The sequence below is a fragment of the Streptosporangium sp. NPDC000239 genome (genome assembly GCF_040300765.1).
GTDB lineage: Bacteria > Actinomycetota > Actinomycetes > Streptosporangiales > Streptosporangiaceae > Streptosporangium.
Genome location: NZ_JBEPEI010000011.1, coordinates 237,771 through 255,556, shown reverse-complemented (window position 1 = coordinate 255,556; position 17,786 = coordinate 237,771). Strand labels below are relative to the sequence as shown.

At 67.5% G+C, this 17,786-nt stretch carries 22 protein-coding genes and 1 pseudogene; 14 read left to right on the top strand and 9 right to left on the bottom strand.

The features are described 5' to 3' along the window. Window positions 1-38: 38 nt before the first annotated feature. Complete coding sequence (locus tag ABT340_RS26245; protein WP_352013483.1) at window positions 39-827, bottom strand: MerR family transcriptional regulator; 789 nt, start codon at window positions 825-827, stop codon at window positions 39-41. A gap of 22 nt (window positions 828-849) precedes the next feature. Beyond that, window positions 850-1,740 carry an alpha/beta fold hydrolase gene (locus ABT340_RS26240; RefSeq protein ID WP_352013482.1) on the bottom strand — a complete coding sequence of 297 codons (891 nt, stop codon included), beginning with the start codon at window positions 1,738-1,740 and terminating at the stop codon, window positions 850-852. Window positions 1,741-1,757: 17 nt separating this feature from the next. Between ABT340_RS26240 and ABT340_RS42505 the strand changes: the two genes are divergently transcribed. After that, window positions 1,758-2,252 (top strand): recombinase family protein, encoded by a 495-nt coding sequence (locus ABT340_RS42505; protein WP_502992532.1) that lies wholly within the window; start codon window positions 1,758-1,760, stop codon window positions 2,250-2,252. After that, window positions 2,146-2,520, top strand: coding sequence for a recombinase family protein (locus ABT340_RS42500; RefSeq protein WP_502992533.1), 375 nt, complete (start codon window positions 2,146-2,148; stop codon window positions 2,518-2,520). Before ABT340_RS42505 ends, ABT340_RS42500 begins: the two co-directional genes overlap by 107 nt. Window positions 2,521-3,038: 518 nt before the next feature. Here the strand turns inward: ABT340_RS42500 and ABT340_RS26220 are convergent. After that, window positions 3,039-3,437, bottom strand: coding sequence for a VOC family protein (locus ABT340_RS26220; RefSeq protein WP_352013481.1), 399 nt, complete (start codon window positions 3,435-3,437; stop codon window positions 3,039-3,041). Window positions 3,438-3,529: 92 nt separating this feature from the next. On the opposite strand from ABT340_RS26220, the gene ABT340_RS26215 reads away from it, so the two are divergent. Beyond that, window positions 3,530-4,519, top strand: coding sequence for a helix-turn-helix transcriptional regulator (locus tag ABT340_RS26215; protein WP_352013480.1), 990 nt, complete (start codon window positions 3,530-3,532; stop codon window positions 4,517-4,519). Here ABT340_RS26215 and ABT340_RS26210 read toward each other — a convergent pair. The 3 genes from ABT340_RS26210 to ABT340_RS26200 all read right to left on the bottom strand — a co-directional run bounded on the left by ABT340_RS26210 (window position 4,421) and on the right by ABT340_RS26200 (window position 7,006). Continuing rightward, window positions 4,421-5,071, bottom strand: coding sequence for an FAD-binding oxidoreductase (locus ABT340_RS26210; protein WP_352013479.1), 651 nt, complete (start codon window positions 5,069-5,071; stop codon window positions 4,421-4,423). The two genes, ABT340_RS26215 and ABT340_RS26210, sit on opposite strands and share 99 nt — an antisense overlap. Before the next feature lie 538 nt (window positions 5,072-5,609). Beyond that, entirely contained in the window at window positions 5,610-6,011 is a 402-nt protein-coding gene (locus ABT340_RS26205) for a nuclear transport factor 2 family protein (protein ID WP_352013478.1), read from the bottom strand. Continuing rightward, complete coding sequence (locus tag ABT340_RS26200) at window positions 6,008-7,006, bottom strand: NADP-dependent oxidoreductase (protein ID WP_352013477.1); 999 nt, start codon at window positions 7,004-7,006, stop codon at window positions 6,008-6,010. Before ABT340_RS26200 ends, ABT340_RS26205 begins: the two co-directional genes overlap by 4 nt. Window positions 7,007-7,127: 121 nt before the next feature. Here ABT340_RS26200 and ABT340_RS26195 point away from each other — a divergent pair, with 121 nt between their 5' ends. The 3 genes from ABT340_RS26195 (at window position 7,128) to ABT340_RS26185 (ending at window position 8,907) form a co-directional block, all read left to right on the top strand. Further along, the gene (locus tag ABT340_RS26195) at window positions 7,128-8,003 is read left to right on the top strand and encodes a LysR family transcriptional regulator (protein ID WP_352013476.1); all 876 of its coding nucleotides are present in this window, start codon (window positions 7,128-7,130) and stop codon (window positions 8,001-8,003) included. 221 nt (window positions 8,004-8,224) lie between these two features. Further along, window positions 8,225-8,566 (top strand): site-specific integrase, encoded by a 342-nt coding sequence (locus ABT340_RS26190; RefSeq protein WP_352013475.1) that lies wholly within the window; start codon window positions 8,225-8,227, stop codon window positions 8,564-8,566. Continuing rightward, window positions 8,563-8,907: a hypothetical protein gene (locus ABT340_RS26185; RefSeq protein WP_352013474.1), complete on the top strand. Its 345-nt coding sequence runs from the start codon at window positions 8,563-8,565 to the stop codon at window positions 8,905-8,907. Before ABT340_RS26190 ends, ABT340_RS26185 begins: the two co-directional genes overlap by 4 nt. A 28-nt stretch (window positions 8,908-8,935) precedes the next feature. Here ABT340_RS26185 and ABT340_RS26180 read toward each other — a convergent pair whose 3' ends face one another. Next, window positions 8,936-9,190 (bottom strand): hypothetical protein, encoded by a 255-nt coding sequence (locus ABT340_RS26180; RefSeq protein ID WP_352013473.1) that lies wholly within the window; start codon window positions 9,188-9,190, stop codon window positions 8,936-8,938. A 775-nt stretch (window positions 9,191-9,965) separates the two neighbouring features. On the opposite strand from ABT340_RS26180, the gene ABT340_RS26175 reads away from it, so the two are divergent. After that, window positions 9,966-10,643, top strand: coding sequence for a hypothetical protein (locus ABT340_RS26175; protein WP_352013472.1), 678 nt, complete (start codon window positions 9,966-9,968; stop codon window positions 10,641-10,643). Window positions 10,644-10,782: 139 nt separating this feature from the next. Here the strand turns inward: ABT340_RS26175 and ABT340_RS26170 are convergent, their stop codons facing one another. Further along, window positions 10,783-11,337 (bottom strand): hypothetical protein, encoded by a 555-nt coding sequence (locus ABT340_RS26170; protein ID WP_352013471.1) that lies wholly within the window; start codon window positions 11,335-11,337, stop codon window positions 10,783-10,785. A 99-nt stretch (window positions 11,338-11,436) separates the two neighbouring features. Between ABT340_RS26170 and ABT340_RS26165 the strand changes: the two genes are divergently transcribed. The 3 genes from ABT340_RS26165 (at window position 11,437) to ABT340_RS26155 (ending at window position 13,045) form a co-directional block, all read left to right on the top strand. Beyond that, the gene (locus ABT340_RS26165; RefSeq protein WP_352013470.1) at window positions 11,437-12,159 is read left to right on the top strand and encodes a hypothetical protein; all 723 of its coding nucleotides are present in this window, start codon (window positions 11,437-11,439) and stop codon (window positions 12,157-12,159) included. A 263-nt stretch (window positions 12,160-12,422) separates the two neighbouring features. Further along, the gene (locus tag ABT340_RS26160; RefSeq protein WP_352013469.1) at window positions 12,423-12,581 is read left to right on the top strand and encodes a hypothetical protein; all 159 of its coding nucleotides are present in this window, start codon (window positions 12,423-12,425) and stop codon (window positions 12,579-12,581) included. 230 nt (window positions 12,582-12,811) lie between these two features. Next, window positions 12,812-13,045 carry a hypothetical protein gene (locus ABT340_RS26155; protein ID WP_352013468.1) on the top strand — a complete coding sequence of 78 codons (234 nt, stop codon included), beginning with the start codon at window positions 12,812-12,814 and terminating at the stop codon, window positions 13,043-13,045. Between the two features lie 46 nt (window positions 13,046-13,091). On the opposite strand, the gene ABT340_RS26150 is transcribed toward ABT340_RS26155, so the two are convergent. Continuing rightward, on the bottom strand, window positions 13,092-13,445 hold the full coding sequence (locus ABT340_RS26150) for a Tn3 family transposase (protein WP_352013497.1): 354 nt from the start codon (window positions 13,443-13,445) through the stop codon (window positions 13,092-13,094). A gap of 1,552 nt (window positions 13,446-14,997) precedes the next feature. Between ABT340_RS26150 and ABT340_RS26145 the strand changes: the two genes are divergently transcribed. The 4 genes and pseudogenes from ABT340_RS26145 to ABT340_RS26130 all read left to right on the top strand — a co-directional run bounded on the left by ABT340_RS26145 (window position 14,998) and on the right by ABT340_RS26130 (window position 17,718). After that, entirely contained in the window at window positions 14,998-16,128 is a 1,131-nt protein-coding gene (locus tag ABT340_RS26145) for a hypothetical protein (protein WP_352013467.1), read from the top strand. A gap of 43 nt (window positions 16,129-16,171) precedes the next feature. Further along, entirely contained in the window at window positions 16,172-16,696 is a 525-nt protein-coding gene (locus ABT340_RS26140; RefSeq protein WP_352013466.1) for a hypothetical protein, read from the top strand. A 247-nt stretch (window positions 16,697-16,943) separates the two neighbouring features. After that, window positions 16,944-17,309: pseudogene (locus ABT340_RS26135) on the top strand (hypothetical protein); the annotation flags it as partial. Between the two features lie 88 nt (window positions 17,310-17,397). Next, entirely contained in the window at window positions 17,398-17,718 is a 321-nt protein-coding gene (locus tag ABT340_RS26130; protein WP_352013498.1) for a TniB family NTP-binding protein, read from the top strand. Window positions 17,719-17,786 lie beyond the last annotated feature (68 nt).

Sequence of the window (17,786 nt, the reverse complement as noted above, 5' to 3'; positions counted from 1 at the left end):
CGCCGCGCTGTGGCGTCTTCCTGCGCGTATTGGCGCTACTAGGAAGTCGCGCCCGGTGTGGAGGTCACGCGCTCGAGCTTGGTCCAGCCCGTCCAGCCTCGCTGCTTCAGCAGTTCGATCAGCCGGCGCGCCGGCGGCACAGTGGCGAACGCCAGCGTGTCCATCAGCTTGACGAGCGGCAGCTCGATATCGATGTCGTCGACATAGTCCTCGCCCCGCTCGTCGGCCATACGCGTGAGATAGGCGGCCAGCTTGTCGGCCAGCTCGATCAGCCGCGGATCGTCGTCGGCCCGGTCAAGGGCCTGGCCCAGGATGAGATAGAAGTCGACCAGCCGCGGATCGTCGAGCTGCTTCCGCTTGCGTGCCATCCACTCCGGGACTCGCTCGGGTGAGTGCGCGGCCAGCGGGATCCAGCCATCACGCTCGGCCTGAACGATCCGCTCGTCGACCCCGAGCGCCCGCATCCGGTCGAGATACTCGACCACTTCCGGGGGCAGGACCAGGCTGTCCCCGGAGGCGAGCCGGGCGATTCGCTCTCGGTGCCGCTGCCTCTCCCGGATCTCCGCCTGCAGCTGCCTGTCGATGTCCGCGACCGCCGCGGCGAACTCCTCCTGCCCGGCCCGTAGCAGCTCCCGCACCCGCGCCAGCGGAACCCCGGCCTCGGCGAGGGTCCGGATCTTGATCAGTTCGATCACGGCGCCGGCGTCGTATCTGCGGTAACCGGAGTTATCCCGTTCAGGCTCCGGCAGCAGCCCCTTGGCGTGGTAGTGCCGCACCGCACGCACCGTCACCCCCGCGTACGACGCCAGCTCGCCGATGGTCACCATCAGACCAGTCTCCAGGAACCGCTCAAGAGATCGCCCGACCGGATGAGACCGGTGCATCAAGAATGATCTGCGCGATGTGCGAGGCATGGGTGAAGACCAGCTGGTGATCGGTGTCGATCCAGCTGGTGGCAATGTGCGGATACTCGCGGACAAGCCGCTCGACGCCGGCACGCCAGTTCTGGTTGAACCGCGGCGCAGGCCCTTCGCCGCTGTCGCCGGCCATCGAGGTCGACATGATCATACTGACGGGCCGGTCGATGTTCCTGTACCGGCCGAGGATCTCGGACCGGATCACGTCGATCTCGATGTTCAGGTCGAGAATCTCCTGGGCGCTGAGCAGCACCTGACGCGCGGTGCCCCGCTCGGCCTCCTGCTGAGTCGCCAGGTCCTCCCACATGGCGCGGAACGCCGGCCGGGCTGCCTCGGTGATGAACGGTTCGGGCACCGGGTTCGCCCCGTCGATGAGAACAAGCTCGGCGACGGTGTCAGGATGCTCGGAGGCATAGTGCACGGCCAGGTCGGCGCCCAGCGAGTAGCCCACCAGTACGGGCGCTGTCGGGAGGCCGAGGTTTCCCAGCTCCGCCATCACCGCGACGAGATCATTGAGGAAGTCCTCGAAGGAGTACCGGTCGGCGGCCGAGGCGAGGCCATGCCCCCGCAGGTCGAAGGTCACCACGTCGTGATCGCGTCTCAGCAGCTCGATCAGCTCGCGCAGGTGGGCCTGGGTCGAGCTTAGGCCAGGGCACAGGACCAGCGGTCGTCCCTGACCGCCGCGAGACACCGGGATTGTGACGCCGTCGTGGTGGATCGTGAAGCGCCGGATCGTCCTGTCGCCTCTCTCCGCCCGCCCTCCATCATTGTTGTGCTCGTCGTACAGCTCGGCGACCTCGATCGCCTTGGTTTCCGTGGTCATGCCACCATGCTGAAAGCTTGACCCTGCGTCAGGGTCAAGCGACGTGGCAACATGACGCCCATACATCCGCGATCGCCGGCTCGGCTCCTGCCGCAGCCCGCCAAGCCGCCGCCGACTTCCTTGGCTCCGAAACCGCGGTCCTCTCCAAAGCGCTTGTCGGCTATGCCCGGGTCTCTACCTGTGCTCAACGGCTGGACCGGCAGACCTACGCGCTCGAAGCCGCCAGCCGCATCCGCATCTTCGCCGACAAGCTGAGCGGCAAGAACACCGACCGCGAAGAGCTCACCAAGGCCCTGGACCCCCTGCGGTCCGGCGACACCCTGGTCGTTCCCTCACTCGACCGGCTCGCCCGCTCCCTGGCCGACCTCATCACGATCGTCACCGAGCCGCGCCGCCTTCCAGTCCCTGAAGGAAGCCCTCAACACCGCCACCCCCGGCGGCCGCCTCGTCTTCCACGTCTTCGCCGCGCTCGCCGAATTCATCCGCGAGCTCATCGTGGAAGGCACCCATGAGGGTCTGGCCGCCGCCAAGGCTCGCGGCGCCCGACTCGGCCGCCCGCCCGCGATGACCCCGAGCAGGTCCGGAACGCCCGCGCCTTGCTCACCCAGCCCGCCGTTGTTCAGCCGCGAGGACTACCGCGCTCGTCACGCCGTCGAATGCGGCATCAACCGGCTCAAACGCCATCGCGGCGCCGCCACCCGCTACGACAAACTCGCCGCCCGTTACGAGGCCAGCCTTCACATCGCCATCATCAACGACTGGCTGCTGACCTCACTTTGAGACAACTCCTAGTGGCGCATTGGTTGACGGCACCCCGCCTGGGCGGTCCGGCGATCGGGCAGGATCGCCGCCCCTGATCATCGCCGGAAGTTCACATGATCCTGATCCTTTGGACGCTGGCCCCGCCCGGGTGGTTCGGGAAGGTGAAGCTGGTCCACGGATTGATCCCGCCCTCGGGCTGCCACCTTCTGTCCCCGTGCCACTGGACACGGTTGTCGCCGGTCCAGATTTCACGGTGTCTCAGGATGTTGGTTCCACGACGTCCTCTGTGGTCAGCCGCTGGGGGAAGGTGTCGAGCGGCCCCGGCGGCTGCTCGAGCGTGACACGGTGGTGGCTGCCGGATGTCCGGCTGATCGGCGGTTTCCCGCTCAAGGCGGCGTGCGGCCGCCGTGGTCGTGCATGTACAACCGACCTTCCCGGTCACGTTTGGTGGCATGGGCGGCGCGGTGTTTCGGTACCCCCGCCGGTGGCTGTTCATTGGGATCTCAGGGCTCCCGGACGAGCGGCCATGCGTGGCGTCAACGTGCGAACTTTTCGATGGCCGCGGGGGTGACGGGGGTGAAGAAGTTGACGAGGTTGCCGTCGGGATCGCGGAACAGCAGCGACCGGTTGCCCCAGGGCATCGTGGTGGGCTCGGTGACGAAGTCGGTGACGAAGCCGGTCAGGTTCTGGTGAACGCGGTCCACGTCGTCGACGAGGAACTCGGTGATCACGCTGTGATTGTCCGCTGGGCGAGCAGAGCCCAGGGCGAACAGCGGAACGGTGCGGGTGCCGGCGATCGCGAGGGTGGCGGTGGGGGTCTTGAGTTCGGCGAAGTCCTCGGTGGCCCACATCGCCGGCACCTCGGTGGCTCGCTCGTAGAACTCGACGAGGCGCGCGACGTCGCCGGTGATGATGCGGATCGAGACGAAGTCCATGGGATCTCCTTGGCTGTGCTGGAGTCGTGCACTCCGCAGGCTAGGAGAAATAGTGGACAGAATCGGTCCTGTATTCGCATTAGGCTGAGAGCATGCCTCGACCCACCGGCCGCGTGCTGACACTCCTGGAGCTGTTGCAGTCAGGCGGCACCCGGACGGTGGCCGAACTCGCCGACCGGCTCGGCGTTGATGGGCGCACCGTACGGCGGTATGTGGACCAGCTGATCGACCTGGACGTGCCCGTGGAGTCGGTGCGCGGCCGCTACGGCGGGTACCGACTCGCCCCCGGGTGCCGTCTGCCTCCGCTCATGCTCAGCGACGACGAGGCGCTGGCCGTACTGCTCGGCTTGGTCGCCGGCCTCCGCACCGGGCTGACGACGACGGAGCGCACAGCAAGCGAGACGGCATCGGCCAAGATCCGGCGGGTCCTGCCCACGCACGTCGCCCGCCGGCTCGACACATTCCTGGAGGCTCTCGCCTTCACGGATCAGCCCGGTGACTTCGACGCCCCGGACGCCGGGGTCCTGCTGACCATCGCCGACGCGGTGCGCCACCGCCGACCGGTCTCGATCCGATACACCGATCGCGACGGACGGCGCAGCGAACGCACGCTGCACGCGTACGGGATCGTCGCCCATTCGGGCCGGTGGTACGTCACGGGCAAGGACGCCCGGATCGGTGAGGACCGAACCTTCAGGCTCGATCGCATCGTGGACGCGAGGACCCTGCCCGGCTCGTTCGAAGCGCCCGTGGGGCCCGGTCCTGCACAGCGTGTGTTGTCAGGGTTCGCCACGGCTGAGTACCGGTATGCGGTGACCTTGCGGATCCACGGGACAGTTGAGCAGATCCGCGCCCACCTTCCCGCCGGCGTGGCGCGCCTGGAGGAGTACGAGTCCGTGGCAGGCCAGGATCGGGTCACCGAGCGCTGGCTACGTGTCGAGCTACGGGCGGAGCGGCTGGACTGGTTGCCTCCGGTACTCGCTTCACTCGACCGGCCGTTCGTCATCGAGCGCCCCGATGAACTGCGCGACCTCGTCATCGGGCTCGCCGAGCGCCTCGCCTCCCACGCCCGCCAAGCCTGACAGCGAGGAACCGATGTCATGAGATGGCGCATCAGTCATCGATACACACGTTGACGGTTCGGGCCGCGACCGGCCTACCGGCCGAACGAAGCAGTCGGGGCGTGACGGCACCGACGCGGGCCGTAACTTACAGGGGTCTTTCCCCTTCGCCTTAGGGTCGCGCATCCAGTAGCGCGTCACGACGCCGAAGTTCCCGCCTCCGTCGCCCGTGTGCGCCCACCACAGGTCATGGTTGGGGGCGGACGGGCTCCTCGTGGCGACCACCGTTCGCGCCCGCCCCGAACGATCCACCACCACGACTTCCACGGCGTGCGGGTAGTCGACCACCGAGCCCAGACGGCGTGAGTGCCGGCTGTGGCCGCCGGCCGCCACCCCGCCGCACTGGCCTCCGGGGATCGTCACCCCCCAGCCCAGGTACAGCGTCCGGTACACCTGCATGAACGTCGTGCCCGCCTCGATCGCGAACGCGCCGTCCTTCTCCACCTGCTGGGCTGAGTCGACCACGTGGAAGTACTCCGGTCTGGTGTCGAACCGCTGGTTCGTCCGGCGCACGGCTAGATCCTCATAATGTGGGTCATTCGGGGCTATACGGACCGGCCCCAGTCGCTGAGCCCACGCCTTTAACGGCATGCCGAGGCCCAGCGCCGTCGTTCCGCCGAGACTGCCGCTCCGCCCACGAATCCGCAGCGGGTCACCTCACTCATGATCAGCCCCTCCTGCTCGCAACCGAAATCCGTGCGATGGCAACGCTAGAAGCGTGATCGCTGGGTGGAGAACCGCCTTGGCACCCGTCTGAGATGGGAGACAGCCCCAGTGAGCCGTCTTCCGGTCGCCGTGCAGGAGCGGCTCCAGTTGCGCGCGTCGCACCGTCCGCTCCTCGACGGCCGGGGTGAGGTACTCGTCGAAGGATCTGTCCCCGAACGCCTGGTCGATCTGCCTGGGGCAGCCGAGCCTGCCGGCGCTCAACAGCGCATCGACCGGCTGATCATTTCCCTGCCAGGGCCATGCTGTTCGTCGTCGGCCCAAATCGGTACCCGGGCGCCGTCGGCGGGCATTCGATGATCGCCGGGCGCAATCCGCTGGCCTCGCCCTATAAGGCGTTGTCCAGCGTCAGGGTGAGCTCGGCGATCCGCCACCTACCGCCGGATCGTCGCAGGCCGAACGTGTAGACCCCGGTCGAGATCATCTGGACGCTCTCGCCGGTGTTCCTCGTCTGCAGCAGATAGGCCCGCACCTCGGCGGTGGTGGCGTCCGTCGTCGTGACCACGACGTTACCCAGGTGGTGCCGCACCCTTCCGGTCTGGGCCGTATGCCCGTCACGGATGAAGTCGAGCACCGCCGCGCGTCCGGCGACCGGGCCGAGCACCCCCTGTCCGGGCATCGTGAAGGTCCAGGTGGTGTCCTCGGTCATGACCGCTTCCAGTTCGGCCGCATTCAGCTCGTCCAGGGCATGGGCGTAGCGCGCCACCGCCTGCTGGAGGTCGGCGATCACGAGAACGCCGTCAGCACGATCTTGCCCTGGATGTGGCCCTGCGCGGCTCGTGTGTGTGCGCTGCCCGCTTCGGAAAGCGGGTAGGTGCTGTCCACCCCGACCTGGAGCTTGCCCTCGTCGAACAGGCGCCCGATCTCGGCGAGCTGGGGGCCGTTGGAACGCACCTGAATGTTCGAGACGGTGATGCCAAGACGCGCTGTCTCTTCCGGATCGTACTGGGCGAAGAACACCGGAAGCATGGTGCCGCCGCGCTTGAGCACGGTCAGGAAACGTGAACTGTCCGGGCCGCCGACGGTGTCGATCACCAAGTCGACGCCGCTGACCACGTCCGCGACCTGCGTCGTGGTGTAGTCGATGAACTCATCGGCGCCGAGCTTGCGCAGGAACTGCTCGTGCCGTCCCGAGGCCACCGCGACGACGTGTGCCCCCTTCCACTTCGCCAGCTGCACCGCGAAATGACCCACTCCCCCAGCGGCCCCGTTGACCAGCACGGTCATCCCTGGCGTGATCGCCACCGGCTGGTGCACCTGGCCGGTGAAGGGAGACGGCACGTCGTGGCCGAGATCGACCAGGTACTGCCAGGCCGTCAGCAGGGCCATCGGCGCACCGGCCGCCTCAACGTAGTCGATACCGGCCGGCTTGTGAGCCAGGTCGGAAGCCGGAGCGGCCACGTACTCGGCGTACGTCCGGCCGTCGAATCCCGGGAACCGCAGCATGCCGAAGACCTCGTCACCGACGGCGAACCCGGACACGTCCGGAGCGACCGCCTGAACCACGCCCGACATGTCCGTTCCGGGGATGAGGGGGAACTCCAGCACCGGCCTCATCTCGGCCGGCATGACCTTCATCCCCTCACGCAGGTACCAGTCCGGCGGGTTGACGCCCGCCGCGCGCACCCGGACGAGCACCTCGCCCGGGCCGATCTCGGGAACCGGCACCTCGTCGTACCGCAGAACTTCCGGCCCGCCCGCCTCGTGGAACTGGATCGCCTTCATCGCGCCTATCGCTTTCTCAGGGAAACGTTGCTCCTTCAGTCAAAGCCGTGGACGGCATGGCCGTCCAAGACCCCTTCGGCAACCGGTCATTCCGAAACAGCATGACGCGTACCCTGTGACGGTGAACGATCTCGGGCAGGACCTGGAACTGCGGCTGGTGCGCTACTTCACCGTGGTGGCGGCGCACCAGCACTTCGGCCGGGCCGCCGCCGATCTGCACGTAGCCCAGCCGGCGCTGAGCCGCCAGATTCAGCGGCTTGAGAGATATCTCGGCACACGACTGCTGGACCGCACCTCCCAGGGCACCCGGCTCACTCCGGCCGGCCAGACATTCCTCCCCCGGGCCCACGCCCTGCTGCAGGCCGCCCGCCAGGCCGAACTGGCCGTGCGTGAACAAGCCCAGACCGAACGAATCACCATCGGTTACGTCGAAGACCTGGTGATCACCACCACCGTACGGGAACTGCGCCACCGTCACCCGGACGCCGAGATCGCCACCCGGCATCTGAGCTGCCGCGACGTCGGCGCACTGTCCGACAAGCGCGTCGACGCCCTGATCGCGCGGACCCCGTTGCCGCTCGCCGCCGACGACGTATTCACCACCCCGCTGTACGAGGAGCCCCGGATGCTCGTGGTCCCCCGCGGCCATCCCTTGGCCGACCGCGCGTCGGTGACCGCGGAAGAACTGGCCGACGAAGAGACGGCGCCGTGCGCGTTCGAGACCGCGGACTGGACGTCCTACCGGATCCTCGGGGCCGGCGTGCCGCCGATCGAGAGCTACGAGGACAAGCTCGAACTCGTCGCCGGTGGCAGGGCGATCGCCGTCCTACCGGTCGGCGATCGGCGCAGTTCACTGCGTCCCGACCTCGTCACCGTCCCGATCGAGGGTGCTCCCCCCAGCCAGGTTGTCCTGGTCAGCCGCAAGGGCGACCCGAATCCAATGATCAAGAATCTCCGGCTGGCCGCAAAGGCCGTCCTGGCCGCCCCGCCATCCTGACCGGACCAGGCCGGGCGATGGCCATGGGCGGCAGGTATATCACGGCCTCCGAGCGCAGGCCCGCCGGTCACGGTGTTCATCGACGCGGCCGGGTCCGAACAGGTAGGCACCTCCCACGCCAGCCGAGTGAGATCCGCCCGGGCGCCACCGCAGGGCCAAGGCGACGCCGCGCCCGCCGAAGAAGAAGCCAGACGCCTCGGCGGGCAACTGGCGCGGCCCTGGTGCTGCTCGGCTACGCCACCGCCGCCCGCTCCTCGGAACTGGCCGCGCTGAACATCGGCGACGTCGCCGAGACCGCCGAGGGACTGGTGGTCACCGTCTACCGGCGCAAGATCAAGAAGTACATCGAGACGGCCGTGCCGTACGGGTCCAACCCGGCCACCTGCCCGGTGCGAGCCACCCGCACCCTGGTCACCGCGCTCGCCGAGCACGACCGCACGACGGGGCCGTTGCTGGTGCGCATCGACCGGCACGACGGCTGGGCGGATGCTCCCGCGCCCTGCTGGGGTATCTGGAAGATGCCGATCAATGGACCGACAATCCGGTGGTGGGGCTGTAGATGAGTGACGAACCGGACCTGTACGCCGCCCTGGCGACGATCGCCGCAGCGGCGCGGGCCGCCTACGCCGACGGCTCGAACCTGCGGGTCCGGTCGTCAGGCATCGTGCACGAGGTCGCCATGACGAAGTGGTTCGCCGACGAACGCATGCCCGGCCCGGCCTGCATGGTCGGCGTCAGCGGCTGGGACCCCGGCGCGGCCCACCCCGACCGCGGGCCGGTCACCTGCCGCCGATGCCTGAAACTCACCAGCGCCGAGCCGGGCAGCGAGCAGTTGACGCTGTTCGGCGCCGACGAGCAGGACGCGCCTGCAGATGGGGGCGGTACGGCGGACGCCACAGCTTGATCTGCTGGTTACAGGCAGGGTCGCCCGGTCAAGCCTTCTCGTCTGGCGCGTCAACCGGTCCGGGCTCGTCAACCGCGTCTGCGACCAGATAATCCTCGCCATCGGACGTCATCTCCAGGCGCCATCCATCCGGCCACAGGTGACCGTTTACGGGAGCAGCCGTCGCGTCGAAGAATTCGACGCCTTGGGGAAAGGCCGCCATGTGGAACACGGCAACGTCGGTGAAGCCCAGTACGAGCAAGACAGTGCGGCCCGGTGCGAGGAAGACGACCCGCCCGGGCACCAGGTAAGGGTTGGGGCGTACAGGTGTCCCAGGCCGGCGTCGTAGCCCCAGGTGCTGTAGTGATCCCAGCCCGGCATGGTGAACGCCTGGATGGCGCCGATTGGCGCATCGGCGGGCTGCGCCGGGGCGGTGGGGGCGCGGTCGGTGTAGGAGTCTCCCATACGCCGTCGCTGTGTTCGAGCACGTCCATCCGGACCGTGTTCTTCATCGTGCGCGGCAGGTGCCGAAACTCTTGGGCGCTCATCTTCGCCTCGACGGCAGGCCTCGGGATGTCGGCGTCGCGCAACTCCAGTCCCATCACCGACGGCCGCTCCTGGTTCCAGGTGTTGGTGCGTTCGGCCAGCAGCAGTAACACGCGTTCGACGGTCGGATCGGCGAGCTGGAGTCCCTGAACGTAGGCGATGGCGTGTTGCTCACGTGCCCTTCCCTTCGGCCGGCGGACAAACAGGTGGCGCAAAGCGGCCTTCTCGGTGTCGAGATGCGCCTACGACACCACCCCCAACAGCAAACGCCCGCTGCCGACCGCGCAGAGGGGTTTTCCTGAGTTTCGCAGCGCTTTACGCACGGGCGCGCGCCCCTACCGGCCGACCGGCGTCTGCAGGGTGAGCAGCCCCTCGTCGAAGGCGAGCCGGAGCGCAGATCCCCGCGGATTGGCGTTCCGTGAGGCGTTTCAGTGAGAATGCGGGAATGGATCTTGCGCCCGATCTCTGCGCGCACGGCAGGAGACAACCACTCGCGCAAAACCGCGTGTCCGGCGCACCGGAAGGTGGTGGCGATGGCTGAGTTGATCGATCTGGTGTACACCACTGCCGGCGGCATCGTGGGCGCCGCGGTGACCACGTATCTGTCGCGTAACCATGAGCGGCGCCATCTGCGCGCCGAAGTGCAGCAGCGGCTGCAGCGCGTCGCCGCGGTACGGGCCGGCGTCCGCGACATCGCACCGAGGGGGGCCGGGAACGGGCGAGGGGGTCGGTACGTGGCGGGCAAACGCCTGCTCGTCTCAGACCACTTCAGGCTGTCGGTGCTCCTTGAGGACGGCATGGACGCCGAACGCGCGCTGCGCGAAGCACTCGATGGCCTCGTCGTGAGCGCGCTGTCGGCAGGTGTGCCCCGCAGAGTTCTGGATTTCGCGGGCGGCGGTGAGGAACAGGCATTCCAGGGCGAGGTCTTACGCCTCATCGATTCGCGCCTCGGCGGCGCCCTGGATGAGGCGAGCCTTGATGCGCTTGTCACTGCTGGCGATGACTACCTGGAGGCGACCACCCAGCTTCTCCTGCAGGCGCTCTGGCACCCATGGCGGAGCCGGCTGCGCATGCGCGCCCGGTTGCGCGCCCTGCGCGCTCAGGCAAAGGCCCTGCACCGGCGTCAGCAGGCTGCCATGGCCATCCTGGCCGGGCCCGAGCACACCCGCGCTCTCGACCAGGCCCTCACGCTCAGCCCTGACCGGGCTTGAGCCCACGACGGCCCCGGTCGCCTGCGGCCGCCGATGCGGTGCGGGCACCGCACGAGGGACTTGCCTGCGGGCAGCACCGACGGCTTGCCTGTGGTCCCCGGGCCGGGGCGAGCGCAGGAACGGCGGCGAACGGATGCGGCTACCGGTGAACCGGCGCCTGCACGGTGAGCAGGGCTTCATCGAAGGTGAGCTGGAACAGCTCCCCCAGCCGCACCGTCACCCAATCCTCGCCCGGCGGTGCGGCCGGTGTGGCGCTGGTCTCGGCGTTGGCGGCCGTCTCCAGCAGTCCCTGCAGCAGGGCGTGTGCGTGGCCGAGCAGATACCTGTTCACCCCTGCCCTGCGCGTCGTCTTGGTCCACCGGCCCGGCAACTGGAGCATCCCGTCCCGGACTGCTTGCGCCTGGGCGGCGATCGTTGCGCTGAAGGCCGGATCGACCGCCGTACGGGCGTAGACGCGCTGGCCGTGGCGACGATACAGCTCCTGCGCCGCGAAGGTCTGCGCCGGATCGGCCGGTGGGTCATCGTGGGGTGTGTCGTCTGCGTCGTCCTGTCTGGGTGTAACTGTTGCGCGCGGGATTGTTGGGCTCTGGCTCACCTTCGGTGATGAGTTACTCAGAGCGAGTTCAGAGCGTGCTGGACGTCCTGCCTGAGTGATCGCCGCAGTGCTCGACGAGGCGACGTGGATGCTTGCCATCAGCCGGACACCGGTGCTCGAATACGGGGGAACGATGCCACGCCATCCGTTCCAGGGCGGGAAGGGCCAGCTGTCACATCGACCTGGTTGGATTCCTGCATGACGGACTGGTCGCAACTCAGCCACGCCTATGGCTCTGCCGAGGACATCCCTAATCTGCTGGATCGGATTGAGAGGGACCCAAGCGCCGACTGGAACGATCTGTGGTCGGCTTTGTGCCACCAGGGCACCGTCTATTCGGCCAGCTTCGCAGCTCTGCCCTGGCTGACGGCGACCGCTGCCAGAGACGAGGGCACACGACTGAGTGCTCTGTATCTAGCGGGCGCGATCGTGGCAGAAGCCGACCAACCACATGGGGCTGGCGATGTTCGCCAGAAGTACGCGACCGAGATCGCAGAGCTGCTGTGGATGGCCACCGAGCACCGACGAGTGCTGCATGACCGCACCGATTATCTCTACATGCTCAAGGCCATTCTGGGATTCGAGGGCGTCCCAATATGGTGTGAAAACCTGGAAGGGCTCGTGATCGGAGAGTACGAGGTCTCCTGTCCTACCTGTGAAACCACCCTGTTCATCGTTATCAGTGGCGACGAACACTTCTCCACCAGCGGTGACCACGCCCTGGAAGACGACGTCGCCAAGACCCCCCTACACTCTGCGGACCCAAAGAGTCTGCGCGGCATCGGCAGACGCCTATACGAAGTTGCCCTGACCGACGGACGGCACGACGTCGCCGCCGCAATGACCTACCTGTTCGGCAACGCACGGTGCACCGACTGCGGAACGGGTTTCTGTGTAGCCGACCAAGTCGGACGTGCTTGAGGGACCTCCATAAGCGACCGCTGATCGCGATTTCATAACGGACCGCGTACACGAACGACCGCTCGTCAACGATCTGGTTTGTCGAGGCCCGATCACCAACGAGCGGCCGCGGGGTCAATTGTGCTGCATTCCCCGGTGGGCAACGATGCCTGCTGCCTCCATCTGTTCTGCCCCGTCGAGACTCGATGACGCTCGCCACATACGAGCTGATCGACGCGGAGAAGGCCGGCCGCGGCATCGTCCGGATGCGCCGATGACTGTAAATGTTCCGCTCGGGCCACCACGAATGGCGCCGGCGGCCCGCCCCGGCCACCGCCCAGCGACGCGAGCACCTCAACAGGCTCATCCCCGGCATCTCCGCCGGCGGCCACCAGACCTACGGCTACCGCCGCGTGCACGCCGCACCGCCCCGAACCGGGTAGCACTACTCGGCGGAACCGGTCCAGGCGCTGACGCGCGCGCCGGAACCGACCCCGGCCCAGGCGCGGGCGCTCCGGCCGGCCACCACCCAGCAGGGCGACTTCCGCGGCATCCCCGATCCGGTCCGCCGGGACTTCACCGCACCCCGGCCCGGGACCAAACCGGTGGGCGACATCACCTATATCCGCACCGGGAAGGGTTCATCTACCCGGCCACCGTCATCGGCTGGGCGATGGCCGGCCACTACCGCACCGAACGGGTCAAAGACACCCCGCGCATGGCGATCGACACCGGCCTGGCCGAGCCGAACGCCGTCTTCCCCACCGATCACGGCTCGAACCACACCAGCGACGCCTCCGGCCGATTCTGCGCCAACCGGCGGATCCACCGCCCGGCCGGCCACACCGGCGTCCGCCACGACAACGCGATGGCCGAATCGTTCTTCACCGCACTCAAAACCGAGTAGCCGGACCGGTTCGTCCTCACCACCCGCGCCAAGGCCAGGCAGCAGGTCATCCGCTCCATCGAGGGCTTCTGCAACCAGCGGCTCCCGCACCCGGCACTCGGCTACCGCACACCCCTTGCGGCACTCGCCGAGCATTCCTCACACCCACGAGCCGCACAGGCTCAGCCCACAAGCCGACTGCCCGGAAAATCCTGGGCATCCCAGGGTCGTTATGGTCGATGAGCCTGCCGCCGATCATCAGCCATTCGGCGTAACCATGGAACGCCTCGGCCTTGTTCGTGATCGCCGTGATCTGCTCCCGTAAAACCGGTTCCGACAGGGACCTCAGCAGCGTGATCGTGCGGATCACCCGCCCCATCTTGTGAAACGCCCGATACAAGCCATTCTTGTGTGAGTTGATTGCCCAACCGGCGCAGCAGCGTCACCGAGGAGACCCGGCCCTCCCGGATCGAAGCTCCCCCGAAACGCTCGAAAGGCCGTCGGCGGTCAGGGCTTGAACCAGCCCTCGAACTCCTCGGATTCCTCATCTTTCTGCGCGGCCGGCACCTGTGCGGCGGCCGCGGCTTGTTGCCTACGGTGCCGGGTTCCCGGCCGGACGCCCCGTGCCGGCCACGATCAGGGGGTCGAGCAGCAATGGAACGGTCAGTGGCGTTAGTGAGGCCTCGGGGCGCGGCCTACCGCCACTCACCGTTCCGATCCGGGTGGTTGCCCGGGCGGCCTACGAATCCTTGGCGTCTGCGAGAGTCTCGTGAACGACGCCGACGGAGATGGTCCGGATGGATTCCCCGCGTTGGCGGTGGGCCAGGATCGGGGCGCGTTTGTCCTCGTCGACCCCGGGCCGGCGGACACCGGCCCGGCCGCGGCGACGGGCCGCCTCCAGGCTGTCTGCTCAGCGGTCGGTCAAAGAGCAGTGCCGCGCCCCGTCAAGCCTTAACCCCAGCGCAAGTCGACATCGGCTCCGTCGTATATGCCTCCCTGACATGTGACTCTGATGACGTTTCCTCCGACCGACTGCCAGTGGACGTGGCCGCCTCCAGCGCGGCACTCATCCCCGGTGACGACCACCGCCGACGCCGCTGGTGCAAAAGCTGTGAATGCTGCTGCGGCGGCCAGAAGGCCGCCGGCCAGTGCTGCGGAGATACGCATGGGATGTTCCTCCTGTCGGGTGGCCCCGGGATGCGGCGGGGCCGGGCGGATGGATCTCGGTAAAGAGCCTTGCCATCCACTTGACTACTGACCGTTACGAATAGTCACTCTTTGCTACCGAAGCGATCCAGAGGAACGCGCCGCCTCCCGCCCGCCAAGGATCGCGGCGGGTCGGCGCCCTGTCCAGCACGGGTATCGCACGGCGGCGTCTTTGAACTCCATCGGCGGGTGGGTGATCGCACACAGGAAAGGCGAACGCGGTTTCGGGTCAGGGTGTGGCCGGCCCGCCCATCCTTGCCCGGCCGTGGGGTCGTTCGCGACGTCTGCCCCTTTCGGCCCGAGTTCCGGCCTTCGTCAACGTCGGCCGCGGCGAGGGGAGCCATCCATTCCGACCGGCGACGACACGAAAGGGTTCAGGCTTGGGCGCGCACCCCCTCGTGGCGCCACAGCCAGAAGTCGATTACCGAACGTTGACGATCAACTACGCTCCGCTATCAATGGGGTGACTGGATCCACAGAAACAGCCCTCGCGGCAGCAAGGAGCGATCATGAGGAGGCTTCCTCCACGAGACCGTTCTCGCGCTGACCGTGGCGCGCGACACGGGGCCGACGCCCGAATCGTCGAAACCCAGCGCCAGGCCCTTCTCGACGTGGGGGGGGACGACGATGACCGCTCACCCCAGCCGTGGCGGCGACCCCGGCGAGGACATCAAGACCGTACAGGCCGACGCCACGGACCAGGTACACCCGGTCCTGGTTTGACCCCGCCCCGCACTGATCCCACCCCAACCCCCTTCGGAGCAGCGATGAGACCGAGCACACGATCGGCGGTGGCGCGTCTGATGGCCGCCGCCGTCACCCTCGGCGCCCTGATGGCGCTCGCAGCACCCCCGGCATCGGCCGGTGCTCTTGCCAAGCGTGGTGACTTCTCCCGCAGCGAGGACCTGGTGTTCTCCAACCCCTACAGCCTGCCCTGCGACGGCGTCGCCTACGCGGTTCGCAAACCGTTCAAGGCGGTCTACACCGAGCCCGGCGGAGACGCCGTGGTGATCAGCAAGGGCGACGCCAACCAGCACACCCTGACCGCGACCAACACCAGAACCACCACCAACACGGTCGCCGACACCTACAGCGTCAGCGCCAAGATCGCCGGGAAGCTGGTCCCGGTGGAGAAGATCTTCGAGGTCAGCGGCGAGACCGTCTACACTTCGACACACTCGGTGAGCACCGCCAAGACCGTCACCTTCGCCGTCGCCGACGCCGTCGTGATCAAGCCCACCGGCAACTCCCGGATCACCGCCACCCCCACCTTCTTCAAGACGCAGGTCTTCGCCGAGTACTGGACCCGCGGCGGCAGTCCGCCCGAGTGCGGCACCCCGAACAAGACCGCCCACCGCGCCCACATCGACGCGGTGGGAGGCATGGGCTGGGTTATCCAATGCGACGGCCGCCCCTGCCAGGCCGGCAAGGACTACATCCCCGTCAGCAGGAACCTGCGGTCGGATGTCATCGCCCAGCCCGACACCCTGCTGACCAAAAAGCACTCGCCGCTGACCTACAAGCTGGTGAAGAACTGCGGCCTGCCCAGTTCGAATGCGGACTACTGCCAGTTCCAGCTCCCCACCCAGTGCAGCGTCGACCTCAACAGCAGGGACACCCACCAGCTGTCGCGGGACTGGACCGCGTCGGTCACCTGCCCGTGGAGCATGCCCTTCGCCGAATACGACCTTGTCTCCAGCACCTACATCGAAACCAGGGACTTCGACGGTCTCGGCCCCTGGAAAGACGACCCCACCGAGTACCGAACCCACTGCAAGGTGGGGAAGGCCTGCGAGGTCAAGGTCACCCTCGACGGCACGCAGCGCGTCGCCTACAGCTTCAGCGGCGGCTCGTGGAAGTTCGGCTCCTCACGCACCCTGCTCATCCCCACACTGTGAGACCCCTTCTCATCCCCGGCCACCCCGTCCGTGAGGAATCTCAATGACCATGCCCCGCCCGCGATGGGCTCGCCGCGCGGCCGCCGCCATCGCCGCACCCCTGCTGCTGACCGTGCACGCCCCCGCGGCCGACGCCACCGCATCCGTCGACGAATGCTGGAACCAAAAGGCCGTCCCCGTGGACGGCTACGCACCCGACATGCCGACCGGCGACCAGCCCACCAACCTGCGCTACGCCTTCACCTACCCCGATGCCGCGCACGGCGGCACCAACCGCGCCTGCTCCCTGCGCGTCAACTTCTACGCCAAATATGGGCCCTCCGGCCAGACCGCCGACCTTGTGGCGGTAGCCATCAGCTTCACCTACAAAGCCGCGCCGAGCCGCCGCATCGTCGACAACATCACCAACAACGTCCCCAACAAGGCGCAGCTCATTCAAGTGCAGGATCTGGAGGTCGTGGTCATCCCACCAATCGGCACCGCGACAGACCCTGACCTCGCCTCCTGCTGGAGCAACGCCACCAAATGCAGCGACCAGAGCGACGACCTGCACTACACGTATCCGTGATCGATGGCAGGGCGGGGTCAGGTCGCGCCCGGACCCCGCCCCGGCGGCGCAGCACGGCCCAGGCGTTGAACACCGTGGCGTAACTCTTGGCCGCTGCGGCTCCGCCCGCCCAGCGCCGGTTGAAGATCTACACCGAGAAGTAGAGGAGCACCGGTCGCCCAGGACCAAAGCACATCCGAACCCCAACTGGAAAAGTCCCCGACGTGGGCAGTTACGCGCTCCTACTTCGCTGAATCTCATCTCGACCATGGAACACCGCAGGTTCTGCGAGTTTGCCGACGCTGTGCGCACTCACCGCTACATCGGCCTGTGCTACGACCAGCCCGGCGTCGGCAAGACCCTCTCGGCCGAGACCTACGCCTGCTGGACCGAACAGCGTCACCTGCTGGAGATGCCGCACGCGCTCGTCGACTGGTTCCACAGCGGCGCCAACCGGCCCGACTGGCACACCGTGTTGTATACGCCCCTGATCAACACCCTGCCCGGCCGGGCGCTCAAAGAGCTGACCGACATGACCAACCGTCACGCGGTGGTCCGCTCCCGCGACATCGACGACCCCAAACGCGAGACCAACCTGCATGACGCCTGCCCCTACACCGAACTGGTGATCATCGACGAGGCCGAACGCCTCACCACCCGGGCCATGGAACAAGTCCGCGACTTCTACGACCGCAGCGCCCTTGGGCCTGGTCCTCATCGGCATGCCCGGCATCGAAAAGCGGCTGGCCCGCTACCCGCAGCTCTACAGTCGCATCGGCTTCGTCCACCACTACCGAACCCTTGCCGCCGACGAACTCGCCACCGTCCTGGCCACCGCGTTCGGCCATCTCGGTCTCGGCATCCTCGACGCCACGACAACCGAGGCCATCGCCGCGATCGCCCGCACCACCGCGGGCAATTTCCGGCTCGTCACCCGGCTACTGGACCAGGCCGAACGTGTTATGAAGCTCAACGAGCTCGACCGGATCACCGCTGAGGTCATCGACGCTGCCCGCGATGCCCTCGTCATCGACACCATGTGACCGCTGAGCCAGATCACGTTAGTTGGCACCAGCAAGCCGTCGTGACCTGGTCTGCGGGATCCCTCGGA